Raw genomic sequence first — 14,158 nt, 5'->3', positions numbered from 1 at the left:
ATTACGGAAGAATTATGAATCAAGTAAATCAACCATCCGAACAAAAAACGGAAGTAGTGGGCGCTACGTTTATAGAATTTTTAACGGTGCTTGTAAAATACAGAAAGTTTTTATTCTGGTTTGTCTTTACGATAACTGTAGGAGCAACGGCTTATGCTTTGCTCGCTCCTAAATGGTATAAATCGACAGCTTCGGTATTGGCGGCGGAAAGAAACGATTTGTTGTCTACGTTATCCGGCTTGTCGAGTCTGGCAAAAGGTTTTTCGGCAAGTAAAGGATTAGCCGCTTTGACCGGCGGTACTACGGAAACTGATCGATACATTGCAATTCTAAAAAGCGCTACTTTGACAGACGATATTATCAAAAGATTTAAGCTGCGAGAAGAATACGACATGGAAGACGACTACTACGAAAAAGTAGTCAAAGAATGGCAGTCGAATCTCGAGTTGGAAATTCAGGACGAAGGCAATCTTACGATTACAGTGTACGACAAGGATCCGCAAAAAGCCGCCGATATAGCCAATTATATGGTAGATAAACTTAATGAAATCAATACGCAATTGAGCGTTACGAACGCCAAGGCAAACAGGGAATTTATTGAAAGAAGATATTTGCAAAACCTGGAAGATATTAAGAACCTCGAAGCGGAAATGCAGAAATTCCAGGAAAAATACGGTGTGATAGCCGTGCCGGAACAATTGGAAGCAACCGTTAAGTCAATGTCGGGCATTTACCTCGATATGTATCGCAAGGAAGTTGAATATAATGTCGTCAAACAAATGTACGGAGCCGATCATCCTCTTGCTCATACTACTCAAATAGAATTAAATGAGCTTAAAAAGAAGATTGACCTGCTAAACACAGGCAAAGACGCCTCTCAAAAAGAAGTAAAACTGTTAATACCATTTAAAGAAGCCCCTGAATTGGGCAATGAATATCTGAAAATTTACAGGAATTTGGAAATCCAATACAAAATATTAGAATTTATTCAGCCGTTGTACGAGCAGGCTAAAGTTGAAGAAGTGCGAAATACGCCAAGCGTGCTTGTGCTCGATAAAGCCGGTCCGGCAGACAGAAAAGCAAAGCCGAAGGGAAGTATATATGCGGCGGTTAGTTTTGTAGCTTCGGTAATCTTGGGTATGTTTATAGTATTTTTCGCTGAATTATTAAGTAAAATTAAGTCTGTTAATCCGAGAAAATATGAAGAATTGACAAGCTGGATTAAGATAAGTAAAAAGAAAAATTTATAATTTCTACAGTGAATCTTGTATGTCGGATAAAATGAAAATACTTATTGACGAAGGAATGTCAACATATAGATATCCTACAGGGATAGGACTGCACGCCATAAATCTTTATAATCATTTAAAAAATATTACTAATTGTTCAATAACGGACTATACATATTTTAAATACTTCCCGAAAGGATTTAGAAAGCTTTCAATAGATGCTTACATAAACCTAGTTCACCCGTATCGTAATTATAATATAATTCATTATCAAAATAATTTTGTTCCATTTACCGAGGGAAAAAGTAAAAAAGTTGTGACTATTCATGATTTGGGAGTTTTTTTATACCCAAAAACAGTCCCCTTTGTTTATATAGAATATAACCGGCATTCTGTAAAAAATGCTCTTAAAAGAGCTGATGGAATAATTACTCCATCTCAATCGGTAAAAAACGAAATATTAAATATGTTCGGAAAAAAATATGAAGATAAGATATTTGTTAGTTATGACGGCATCAGAGATATTTTTTTTACCGCAATTCCTAAAATTGAACAACTGAATAAATATAAATTAAAGCCCTATAGCTATTATTTTTTCCTGGGAAGTTTGTCTAAGAGAAAGAACACCGGCTTTTTGTTGAAATCTTTTATCAAAGCTAAAAAAGAAAAGATTTTAGCTAAAGACACGCTGCTTGTTTTAGGAGGCTATAAATGGTGGGGCTCAAGCGAATTTGAAGAATTAATAAATGAAGATAATGGAATATTAAGTTTGGGGTATATTGATGATGAGGACATTCCCGCGCTTTACGGATATAGCCGGGCATTTATTTTTCCTTCAATATATGAAGGCTTTGGTATGCCTATCATAGAAGCTATGAGCCAGAAAGTCCCGATAATTATATCAAATATTCCCACATCGATTGAATTAAATATAAGACACAATAACCAAATGAAGGTATTCGACTTAAATAATGAGGATTCTTTTCTTAGCACGCTGAGAGAAGTTGAAATAAACAACGAAGATATCCGAAAAAATCTAAATTACGGCGACTTGTCACTATACAATTACGAAAATATTGCTAAAGAACATCTGAATATTTATAAAATACTATCTTGATTTATAAGAGCGTGAGTAAACCAGATTTAGATATAAACAATGAAAAAAGCATAAAGAAAAATTCTTTTTTTTCTTTCCTTACCACATCTCTTCGAGTGATTGCTAATATTTTTCTATTCTGGACAATTGCACGATTTTATGGACCCGAAATTTTTGGTCAATTTACATATGCTTTTACCGTTATTACAATATTTCTTTATTTAGCAGACTTTGGCCTTGATATCCTATTAACTACTGATTTGCCTAAAGATCTAAGCCGACTTAATATTGTATTCAATGAGCTTCTAACTATTAAGATTATTTTTATTTGTATTTCATCTTTATTGCTTTTTGTGTATGCACTCCTAGTAAAAATAAGTAATGATGTTTTTCATTTGCTGGTAATATTAAATTTTTATTTAATCGCTACGTCATTTTTAAATTACTTATTTGCTTTTTTTAGGGCACAAGAAAGATTAGAAATTGAAACGAAAATAACATTTATTTATAATCTCTTTGTAATTATTACTGTCTCGCTGCTGTATTTTTTCAAGTTAGATGTTGTGTATTTAGCTGTTTGCTTGGTGCTTTTTAGATTATTGGCATTATATATAGCTCTTCTAAAGTCATTAAAGTATATTGATAAAATTAGAATAAAAATTAATTTTGCTTTACTAAAGAAATATAAAGACAAAGTTAGCGTTTTCGGGACTCACTATATTTTTAACTATCTATATTATAATATTGATACCGTATTGTTGGCATATTTAATAGGCGAAAAATCCGTGGGAATATTCCAAGCTGCTTTCAAATTATTAGTAATTCTACTAATAATCCCAGAGATCATTATTAATGCTTTATTACCCGCGTTATCCCGGTTAAATAATGAAAATAAATTAATTTGGGAAAGTTATTCAAGTTTATTTAATAAATTATTGATGATAATCATTTTCCCCGCGGCAATACTAATTTTTACTAATGCACATAATATAATTGATACTGTCTATGCAGATAGTCAATATAGTTATTCTGCAGAGGTGCTGAAGTACTATGTTTTGATTATTACCATTAGATTTATGATAGAGCCTTTGGGATTGTTGCTTACTACTTCAAATAAACAGCATATCAGGGCCTATACGGTTTTATTTGTTACCATTATCAGTATCGCCATGAATATAGTATTAATTCAAAAATATGGCGTGCTAGGGGTTGTTTTAACTGGTTTTGTGACGAATTCAATAATTCTTATAACGTATATTTTCTTCAGCTATGAGATTTGCCAAAAGTGGTATGTCAATACAAAGTTTGTTTACTTCATTTTTTCAGTAATTTTATTTGGTATAACCGTACTTTTTATTAAACTGCTTATTGTTCAGTTTTTACTCTACTTAATATATTTAGTTACTTTTGGTTACTTTATATTTTTGAATAAAGATGAAAAAGAATTAATAAAAGCTTATAAATAAAATACTGGACATATGAATGTTATAAGTTTCTCGTCATTGGTATTATTATTATTTATCATGATATTTTCATTAACAAGAAGATTAGATCTATTGTCTCCTGGAAAATTATTTTCTATGGTGTGGCTGCTGGCATTAGGAGTTACTAATCTTAAATTAAGCCGCTTACAATTTGAGTGGCCGATAATTAGTTGGGTATATTTGCTGATACCGGTTTTCTCAGTACTGGCGGGAATATTTACAGTATATGTAATTTATTTTGACAAAGAGATACGGACTCTCGAATACATAAGGAACAGTTTTAAGTCAATCAATTTTGCTGATAAAAAGCTTGTCAATGTAGTCATAATATTATTTGTCTTATATGCAATATCGTATCTGGTAATTTATTTATATGTCGGATTTATTCCTCTTTTTACAAAATATCCCAATGAAGCAAGAACTCGCTGGAGCCTTTTTGGAGTAGGATTGTTGATACATTTAGCGCCTTTAATTTTATATTTTATTATTGCTTACTTTATTACTGTTAAAAGCCGGGTTTATATAAAATCATTATTGCTGTTATTGTTTTTTGTTACTTTAATTTCCTTCCTTTTTTTGCTACAACGGTTTGGAGTGTTTATTACAATAATCCTTACTGTTGTGCTTTTATATTATGGAACAAATAAATTTAATATTAAGACAGCCCTAATATTAATTGTATTTTTAACGGGCATTTCTTATTTAATACTGTCTTTAAGAGCGGGTAATTTGATACTTCAGTACTTTCACCAAGTATCTCAAATGAAATATAGCGCAAGGTATTCTATCTTTACCGAACCTTATATGTATATTGCTATGAATTTAGAAAACTATGCGTATGCAACCATAAAATTAAAGGATTTTACATATGGATTGGCTTCATTTGATTTTTTATTTGCAATAAGCGGTATAAAGCATTGGTTGCACGAATACATTCATTTTATTGAAAATCCGTATCTAATAAATTACAACTATAATACCTATGGTATGTTTTTCGTAAATTTTAGAGATTTTTATGTGTTTGGAATATTAGTGTTGCCCTATTTATTCGGTTTTATAACTGCTTTTGTTTACTATAGAATGCGAACAAAAACTGATCTAAATTCTATTACTATGTATGGAATCATGGTGATGGTTATAATGTTTTCGTTTTTTAATCCTATGTTAAGCTGGCTTTTTTTTGTATTTGATATTATAGTATTATACGTTACAACTTTATATATAACTAAACAATAAGTATGAAAATAGCTTTTGATTGCAGGGTACTAAATAAGGGACTGACCGGCACTGGTCGTTTTTTGCAAAATATATTAGCAAAGCTTCCTGAAATTGATAAGAACAATGAATATTATTTGTTTACAACCAAAGATTTAAATGTTGATACGGATTATTACAGGATAATTAAACGAAACTTCCGGTTTCCTTATAAAATATTTTCGCCATTTTGGATGAATCTTGTAATTCCAAAAATGCTGGAAGAATACAAAATAGAAATATTTATTTCGCCCAATATTAATTTACCGTTTTATAAAATTGATAATGTAAGATACGTTACGGTAATTCACGACGTTATCCCTTTCATCTATAAAGAATATTATTCTCTTAGCTATAGGACATATCTGAAAATTGTTGTTCCTCGCGCCTTGAAAGTGGCGGATAAGGTATTAACTGTTTCGGAACATTCAAAAAAGGATATAGAAAGACTTTTCGATTTCCCGAGTCATAAAATAGATGTTACTTACAATACAGTTAATGAATGTTTTTATCCAATGAATTATTCCTCGGATGAAAGAAAAATTAAACTCGAGTTGCCGGAGAAATATTTGTTATACGTCGGCGCAATAGAAAAAAGAAAAAATATTCTTGGTCTAATTAATATCGTAGATTCTTTATGGAGTAAAGGTTATAATTTGCCGTTAGTTATTGTAGGAAAGGCAAATTACGGTTATGAGGAAATAAGAAAAAAGTTAGAAAAGAGAAAAGAACGTATTTTGATTATCACTCACGTTAGCGACGAAGAATTGAATTATCTTTACAATAAGGCATTTATTTTTTTGTTCCCGTCGTTCTATGAAGGTTTTGGGATACCGCCCCTCGAAGCGATGAAGTGCGGCTTGCCGGTCATCGCCTCGAATACTTCGTCTCTCCCGGAAGTTGTCGGTGAAGGAGGCTTTAAAATAGACCCCAATAATGTCAATGCATTTGTAGATACAATAATATCGCTATTAAAGGATAACGATAGATATTTTACAATGAAAAGGAAAGCCTTGGAGCAGGCTGATAAATTTAATATTCACAATATAACTCATAAATTTTTTACAGTAATAAATGAATTGAAATAATGAAACTTCTCCTTGTTATCACAAAATCGGAAATCGGCGGAGCTCAGGTTTTTGTTTTAAACCTCGCCAAAGAATTAAAAAAAAGAGGCGTGGACGTTGCAGTCGCGGCAGGCGACGGAGGATATCTTTTTGAGGAACTGAAAAAACATAACGTTGAGCATTATTATTTAAAGTCCCTAAAACGAGACGTAAATATTTTTAATGCTCTCTATTTTATCTTTGATATATTTCTACTGCTAAAAAAAAATAATTTCCAGATCGTACACCTCAATAGTACGAATACTCTTCTCTCCGTAATATCGGCGTTGTTCTTAAAATATAAGCCCAAAATCGTATTTACTTTTCATGGACTTTCTTTGCTGGACAAAAATTATCAGTCGCCTCAAATCTTGAAGCTTGTTACCAGGTATTACTTTAAAGCGTTGTCGCATATGTTGGACGCATCCGTATTTGTAAGTGAAATTAATTATAAGGAAGCGGTAAATTATAATATTGTAAAATCCGGAGAGGTGATTTATAACGGATTGCCGGAAGAAGGATTGGAATACTTTTCTAAAAAACAAGCCGTCGAATTTTTCAATAATCTTTGCCGATTTACATTTGACGAGTGCTTTATCATCGGCTCAACCGGAAGATTGTCGTATCAAAAAAATTATGATTTTTTAATAGACAACTTCGTCGAAATTAAGAAAAGATTACCCTCGTTAAAATTAATTATCATAGGCGACGGGCCTTTTGGCGGTGATTACAAAAAGAAAATTCAACAAATGGGCGCAGAAAAAGATTTCTTTTTTGTGGGCGCAATTAAAGAATCGTATAAATACATCAAAGCTTTCGACGTGTTTGTGCTTCCTTCCAGATACGAAGGCCTTTCCATAAGTCTTCTCGAGGCTCTTTTTGCCGGACTGCCTATACTTACAACGGATGTAGGAGGCAACCGCGAAATTGTTAATAACGATACAAGACAGCTCTACGAATTAAATAATTTTGATGATTTTATAAAGAAATTATTGTTTATTAAAGACAATAAAGAACTAATAGTTAATCATAATTTATCATTGAAATCTAAATTCGGATTGGATGTAATGACGGAAAAATATATGAATATTTACAGACGACTTTTAAAACAATAACATTATGCACGACATCATCATCATAGGCGCTGGGATTGTAGGACTTGCTACCGGATTGAAATTGCTGGAAACTAATCCGAATCTGAGAATCCTTTTAATCGAAAAAGAATCCCGTATTGCCGCGCATCAAACAGGCAATAACAGCGGCGTTATTCATTCCGGAATTTATTATAAACCCGGCAGTCTAAAAGCCCTGAATTGCAGACGAGGCTACCAAATGCTCCTCGAATTTTGCGAGGAAAGAAATATCGAGTATAAACTGACGGGTAAAATAATCACTGCGGTATCGAAGGATCAAATTCCACTGCTCGAGAATATCTACAACCGCGGCATAGAGAACGGGCTGACTGGACTCAAAATTATCGACCCGGATGAAATTAAAAAGACAGAACCCAACGCCGCCGGTGTCAAAGCAATTTATGTGCCTCAAACCGGAATCGTCGACTTTAAAAAAGTAGCGGCGGCTTATCTCGAAAGAATACTCGAACTCGGCGGTAAAATAGAATTAAATGCAAGCGTGAAAGACATTAAAATAAAGACGGACAAATGCGAAGTAATCACCGATAAGGGAACGTTCGTTTCGAAATGCGTGGCGTCGTGCGCGGGTTTGCATTCGGACAGAATCGCCAAATTGACTCATCCAAATCTGGATGTACGTATAATCCCTTTTCGCGGCGAGTATTACAAAGTCAAAAATCAATCCGTTGTAAACGGACTGATCTATCCTGTGCCCAATCCGGCTTTCCCGTTTCTCGGAGTTCATTTTACGCGTATGATAGACGGCGGGCTGGAAGCCGGTCCCAATGCGGTGCTCAGCTTCAAACGGGAAGGCTATTCTAAATTCGATTTTAATCTTAAAGATAGTTTTGATATTTTTTCGTGGCTCGGTTTTTATAAAATTGCGTTTAAGTATTGGAAAGTGGGACTTGGCGAATTTTACCGTTCTTTTAGCAAAAGAGCGTTTGTAAAAGAGTTGAAAAAATTGATGCCGTCGATCCAGGAAGATGACTTGATTCCCGGCGGTGCGGGCGTTAGAGCTCAGGCATGCAGCCGGAACGGAGGTCTGCTAGACGATTTTTATATTCTTGAAGACAGAAGAGTCGTGCATGTATGTAACGCTCCTTCGCCTGCCGCGACAGCGTCGCTGGCTATCGGCGAACATATTTCGAAAACAATATTGAACAAGTTATAGTTACTTCGGAGAAAAGTTTGAATAAAAAGACAGAAAAAATTCTTCTGCTCGTTACCGATTTTATTACCATTAATCTGACCTGGTTTCTTTTCTTTTATTTGCGGGTTAATACTGGCTGGTTCGAATTGATTTCGCAGCCGGATTTTTTCCTGCCGATGATTGCGGTTTATTTTTATTGGCTGCTAATTTTTATCTTTGTCGGAATGTACAGAACATGGTTTGCGCTCTCCCGCTTCGACGAAATTTCCACTCTTTTTAAAGCCTCGTTCGTCGGTATTTTTATACTCTTCTTCTTAATTGTTATGGACGACTACTCGACTAACGGCAGAACGTCGTTCCGTTTATTCATTCTGCTTTATTGGGGAATTTTCCTCTTCTTTGTCGGCTCGGGAAGATTGTTCGTGCGAAGTTTGCAGCGCCGTTTGCTGATTAACGGCATCGGACGCAGGAAGGCTCTCATTGTCGGCTTTAACGATAAGGCAAAAGAAATCCTGCATTCGATCAAGCGCCACCCCGAATTCGGATTGGACGTAGCGGCTTTCGTTGCCGCTCACAAAGGACATGTCGGCAAAACTCACGACAATATTGAAGTGCAAGGCACAATCGACGAGCTTGAAAAAATTATCGAACGGAACGACATTCGCAACGTTATTATAGCTCTGGACAAACACGACGAAGAACTGATAATTAAGGTTATCGATAAATGCGACAGCACGAAAGTCGAAATTAAAATGGTCGCCGACCTTTACGATATTATTAGCGGACAAGCCAGAATTTTGCAACTCTACGGTTCCCCGCTGATCGACGTTATGCCGGAATTGATGCCAGAATGGGAAAAGAAAATCAAGCGGATAATGGATATCTTCTTTTCTCTTTTACTGCTAATTATTACATCGCCGGCTACTATTCTGGCTGCAATAGCCATTAAACTCGAAAGCGAAGGTCCCGTTTTTTATAAACAGGAACGCGTCGGTATGAATGGTAAAATATTTAAGATAATTAAATTCCGAACCATGATTAAAGACGCCGAAAAACATACCGGCCCTGTATGGTCGTCCAAAGGAGACCCGCGTATTACAAATGTCGGAAAATTTCTGCGCAAAGTTCGACTGGACGAAATACCGCAGGCTATCAATGTTCTAAAAGGCGACATGAGTTTTGTGGGCCCTAGACCAGAAAGACCTTATTTCGTTGAGAAACTTTCCAAAGAAATTCCGTTGTATAAGAGAAGACTTAAAGTGCGTCCCGGTTTGACCGGCTGGGCGCAGGTTAAACATAAATACGACGAGTCGATCGAAGACGTAAAAATCAAATTGCGCTACGATCTCTTCTATATCGAAAATATGAGCTTGAGGCTCGACTTCAAGATAATTTTACGGACAGTCTTTGTAGTATTGTTCGGTAAAGGTCATTACGAATAACAAATGAAATTTAATTATGAAAACTCTTGTAATAATACCGACTTATAACGAACTCGATAATATCCGGAAACTCATCCCTTATATTCTCGAAAAATACCCGGAGCTGAATGTCCTGGTAGTCGACGATAATTCGCCCGACGGAACTTCGGATTACGTAAAGGAACTTTCCGATAAAGACAACAGGGTTTTTCTTATTAAAAGAGAAAAAAAATCGGGACTCGGCACGGCATACGTTGAAGGTTTTAAGTTTATGCTTAAAAACGGGTACGACGCCGTTATACAAATGGACGCTGATTTTTCGCACGACCCTGATGAAATAGAAAACTTTCTCGAAAAAATTAAAGATTACGATCTTGTAATAGGAAGCCGCTACATTAACGGAGTAAGAGTCATCAACTGGCCTATAAGCAGACTGCTGTTGAGTTATTTTGCAAATGTTTATACAAGAGTAATTACGTGCATGCCGGTAAAAGACGCGACGGGAGGATTCAAATGTTTCCGGCGCGAAGTGCTCGAGTCTATCGACCTCGATAAAATCAAGTCAAACGGTTACTCGTTCCAGATTGAAATGAATTTCCACGCGTGGAAAAAGAATTTCAAGATTACGGAAATTCCGATTACTTTTGCAGACAGAGTGCAGGGTACGTCAAAAATGTCGCGCAAAATTGTGCGCGAAGCCGTATTCATGGTTTGGAAACTTCGCTTTCAAAGTTTATTCGGACTGAAAAACTAAAATGATCGACCTTTCGATAATAATAGTAAATTATAACGTAAAGGAATTCCTTCTCAATCTCCTCGAATCGATACGCAAGGCTTCGGATAATCTTTCGATTGAAACGATAGTGGTAGACAACGCTTCGGAAGACGGCAGCGTAGAAGCCATTAAGACCAAATTCCCGGAGGTAGTTTTAATTGCCAACGAAAAAAACGTAGGCTTCGGAGCGGCGAACAACATTGCTCTTGAAAAAGCGCGCGGCAAATATATTCTTTTGCTCAATCCGGACACAATTGTTAAAGAAGACACTTTCAGGGAGATGATCGGATTTTTCGAAAATCATCCCGACGCGGGAATCGCAGGCTGTAAAGTATTGAATCCGGACGGCACGCTTCAACTCGCCTGCCGGCGCAGTTTCCCCGGTCCCTGGACGTCGTTTACGAAAGTGATGGGACTCAGCAGTCTCTTTCCCAAGAGCAGACTGTTTGCAAAATATAACCTTACTTATCTGGACGAAAATCAAACTTACGAAGTGGACGCGGTAAGCGGCGCTTTTATGATGATGCGGCGCGAAGTTTACGATAAAATAGGCGGATTCGACCCTCAGTTTTTTATGTACGGCGAGGATTTGGACCTTTGTTACCGAACTCAAAAAGCGGGATATAAAGTTTATTACGTCCACTCTACCGAAATTTTTCATTATAAAGGCGAAAGCACAAAAAGAAGCGGTATTGACGAAACAAAATATTTTTACGATGCGATGCATCTGTTCGTCAAAAAGCATTTGTCCTCTTCGTTTATCGTTCAATGGATATTGAGATTGGCAATTTTCTTCCGCAAACTGATTGCCTTTGCCAATGTGTATAAACTCGTGCTGTTGAGCGTTCTCTTCGATTTCATATTAATGAGCGGGGCGGTTTATCTTGCGGAAAAAATTTATGCGAACGAACACTGGCTCGGATTTCCCGGCTATGCAAAACCGTGGGTCTATTTTATTCCTGCATTATTGCAAATATTTATTTCCGCCGCTGCGGGGGCGTACAAAAAAAATGCGCTATCGGTTCTGAGGAGTTTGATTGCGCTCGTATACGGCTTGATTATTCTTTCGGCATTGACTTATTTCTTCAAGCAATTCGCATTCAGTCGCGCCGTGGTGCTTATTACTTACGGTTTTTCTTTTATTACTTTTTCAATATGGCGTATAGTTTTCAAAGTATTTACGGGTTTGGGACTTGTAAGCGAATCGCGCAAAGCAAAAACTCTAATAGTGGCTTCGCCCGCTAAAGCAGCCGAGCTCGCTTCGAAACTCAAATCGAACATCGTTTCGTTATATCAGGTTACTGGTTTCATTTCTACCGACAGAAAAAAAATAGGCGAGGTGATCGGCGGTTATAAAGTTATCGGCTCGCTCGATAATTTACGCAAAATTATCGCCGAATATAAAATAGAAAAGGTTATCTTTTCTTCGGATGAAATTAATTACGACCAGATATTTTTTGCAGTCTCGGAATCTCAGGGTTTAAATGTCGATTTTATGGTTTCCGGCAAAGAGCTCGATTATCTTGTGGGTAAATCTTCCGTAACGATGCTCGAAGATTTGCCGCTCTTAAAAATAAATTATAACATTTCTTCATTCGGACATCGAGTAACCAAACTGATATTCGATAAAATTTTGAGTTTAATCTTCATTTTGCTTTTAGTATATCCTTTTATATATTTAGCCGAAAAATTCAGGAAGGGAAAAGGCTCTAAAGGAGAATTCAGAAATTTTGTTCTGCAAATTCCGCAGGTTCTTAAAGGCGGGAAGAGTTTTGTGGGTCCGAAAAATAATTCGTATTACGGCGACCTCTACGTAGGCAAACCCGGATTGACGGGACTCTGGTATGTTGAAAATATTAATCCCGACGACGAAGTGGAACTAAAAAGTCTCGACCTGTTTTACGCTAAGAACCAGAATATATGGCTCGATCTGGAAATACTGGGCAGGACATTTTCCAAAATGATATTAAGGACGGAGTAAAAAAAGAATGGCAAAGAACACTCTCGATTTCGAAAAGCCAATCGTTGAATTGGAAAATAAAATCGAAGAAATGAAAAAATACGAGGGACAACTCGATATATCGGGCGAAATAAAAAAATTAGAAGAAAAGGTAGAAGAGCTGAAAAAGAACATTTATCAAAACTTAACGCGCTGGCAGAAAGTTCAGCTGGCGCGCCACCCCGAAAGACCTTCTACTCTCGATTATATCTATATGATGACTTCCGATTTCGTAGAATTGCACGGCGACCGGCTTTTCAAAGACGACAAAGCGATTGTCGGCGGCTTTGCAAAACTCGACGGTCAGAAGGTAATGATAATCGGTCATCAAAAGGGGCGGGACACAAAATCGAATCTTTACCGTAATTTCGGTATGCCTAATCCGGAAGGGTATCGTAAAGCGCTTCGACTGATGAAACTTGCCGAAAAATTCAACAAACCGGTAATTACTATGCTCGACACGCCGGGCGCGTATCCCGGATTGGAAGCCGAACAACGAGGACAAGCCGAAGCAATTGCCAGAAATCTGCTCGAAATGAGCAGGCTTAAAGTTCCGATTATAGTCGTTATTATCGGCGAAGGAGCCAGCGGCGGTGCTCTCGGCATCGGTGTGGGCGACAGGATTTTAATGCTGCAAAATACCTGGTACTCGGTTATAAGTCCGGAATCGTGTTCCAGTATTTTGTGGCGCAGCTGGGATTTTAAGGAGCAGGCGGCTGAAGCCCTTAAATTAACAGCCGACGATCTTCTCGAGCAGGGGATTATCGACAGGATAATTCCGGAGCCTCTCGGAGGTGCTCATAAAGACCCGCAGAAAATGGCGGACATTTTGAAAAACATTCTTTTGGAAGAATTGAATGCCCTTATTAAAATTAAACCCGATAAGTTAATACAAAACAGACTGGAAAAATTCGGGAAAATGGGCGTTTACGAAGAGTAATTTTGGACTAATTACGGTTACCTCAGATGCTCTCTTATACCACGGAAATCAGAGTAAGATACGCCGATACGGACAAAATGCAGTTTGTCTATAACGGCAAATATCTCGAATATTTTGAAGTCGGCAGAACGGAACTGCTCCGCTCGACCGGACTGGCATATTCGGAAGTGGAAAAAAACGGTTATCAGCTGCCGCTCATCGAAGCTAAAGTTCAATACTTTTCGCCCGCCACATACGACGATATACTTCAAATAACCGCGTCGCTAAATCAACTGCATTCGCCTCGAGTCCATATCGAATACGAAATTAAACGCAAAGAAGACGGAACGCTTATTGCAAAAGGTTATACTACGCACGTCTTCATCAGAGCGGATACCAAAAAAGCCGTTCGCCCTCCCAAAATTTACGTCGATGCGTTGAAGAAATATTTCGAATGAAAATTGCAGCTGCCTGGCATTTCAACTCGCCAACTCCAACCCCAAAACTTCCCAACCCCCAAACCCCAAAACTCCCAAACTTCCCAACCCCAAAACTCCCAAACTTCCAAACCCCAAAACTCCAGACCTTT

At 37.0% G+C, this 14,158-nt stretch carries 12 protein-coding genes; all 12 read left to right on the top strand.

Annotated elements, in window-relative coordinates:
* Positions 1-14: 14 nt before the first annotated feature.
* The 12 genes from ACSSWA_RS04420 to ACSSWA_RS04365 are packed head-to-tail and all read left to right on the top strand — an operon-like array spanning position 15 to position 14,027.
* The gene (locus tag ACSSWA_RS04420) at positions 15-1,250 is read left to right on the top strand and encodes a GumC family protein (RefSeq protein WP_437355354.1); all 1,236 of its coding nucleotides are present in this window, start codon (positions 15-17) and stop codon (positions 1,248-1,250) included.
* A 31-nt stretch (positions 1,251-1,281) separates the two neighbouring features.
* Positions 1,282-2,346, top strand: a complete 1,065-nt coding sequence (locus ACSSWA_RS04415) for a glycosyltransferase family 4 protein (RefSeq protein ID WP_437355353.1) — start codon at positions 1,282-1,284, stop codon at positions 2,344-2,346.
* Positions 2,347-2,357: 11 nt separating this feature from the next.
* Positions 2,358-3,791, top strand: coding sequence for an oligosaccharide flippase family protein (locus ACSSWA_RS04410; RefSeq protein ID WP_437355352.1), 1,434 nt, complete (start codon positions 2,358-2,360; stop codon positions 3,789-3,791).
* A 12-nt stretch (positions 3,792-3,803) separates the two neighbouring features.
* Entirely contained in the window at positions 3,804-5,045 is a 1,242-nt protein-coding gene (locus tag ACSSWA_RS04405) for an O-antigen polymerase (protein ID WP_437355351.1), read from the top strand.
* Positions 5,046-5,047: 2 nt separating this feature from the next.
* The gene (locus ACSSWA_RS04400; protein WP_437355350.1) at positions 5,048-6,151 is read left to right on the top strand and encodes a glycosyltransferase family 4 protein; all 1,104 of its coding nucleotides are present in this window, start codon (positions 5,048-5,050) and stop codon (positions 6,149-6,151) included.
* Positions 6,151-7,284, top strand: a complete 1,134-nt coding sequence (locus ACSSWA_RS04395) for a glycosyltransferase (protein ID WP_437355349.1) — start codon at positions 6,151-6,153, stop codon at positions 7,282-7,284. Before ACSSWA_RS04400 ends, ACSSWA_RS04395 begins: the two co-directional genes overlap by 1 nt.
* Positions 7,285-7,288: 4 nt before the next feature.
* Positions 7,289-8,476 carry an L-2-hydroxyglutarate oxidase gene (gene lhgO / locus ACSSWA_RS04390; protein ID WP_437355348.1) on the top strand — a complete coding sequence of 396 codons (1,188 nt, stop codon included), beginning with the start codon at positions 7,289-7,291 and terminating at the stop codon, positions 8,474-8,476.
* Positions 8,477-8,493: 17 nt separating this feature from the next.
* Positions 8,494-9,897, top strand: coding sequence for a sugar transferase (locus ACSSWA_RS04385; RefSeq protein WP_437355347.1), 1,404 nt, complete (start codon positions 8,494-8,496; stop codon positions 9,895-9,897).
* A 16-nt stretch (positions 9,898-9,913) separates the two neighbouring features.
* Complete coding sequence (locus ACSSWA_RS04380) at positions 9,914-10,630, top strand: polyprenol monophosphomannose synthase (RefSeq protein ID WP_437355346.1); 717 nt, start codon at positions 9,914-9,916, stop codon at positions 10,628-10,630.
* A 1-nt stretch (position 10,631) separates the two neighbouring features.
* Positions 10,632-12,632, top strand: coding sequence for a glycosyltransferase (locus ACSSWA_RS04375; protein WP_437355345.1), 2,001 nt, complete (start codon positions 10,632-10,634; stop codon positions 12,630-12,632).
* Between the two features lie 7 nt (positions 12,633-12,639).
* Complete coding sequence (locus tag ACSSWA_RS04370; RefSeq protein WP_437355344.1) at positions 12,640-13,590, top strand: acetyl-CoA carboxylase carboxyltransferase subunit alpha; 951 nt, start codon at positions 12,640-12,642, stop codon at positions 13,588-13,590.
* Between the two features lie 26 nt (positions 13,591-13,616).
* On the top strand, positions 13,617-14,027 hold the full coding sequence (locus ACSSWA_RS04365; RefSeq protein WP_437355343.1) for an acyl-CoA thioesterase: 411 nt from the start codon (positions 13,617-13,619) through the stop codon (positions 14,025-14,027).
* Positions 14,028-14,158 lie beyond the last annotated feature (131 nt).

The sequence above is a fragment of the Melioribacter sp. Ez-97 genome, from assembly GCF_051488665.1.
GTDB lineage: Bacteria > Bacteroidota > Ignavibacteria > Ignavibacteriales > Melioribacteraceae > Melioribacter.
The sequence above is the reverse complement of the archived record's forward strand: the minus strand, read 5'-3'. Positions and strand labels throughout refer to the sequence as shown.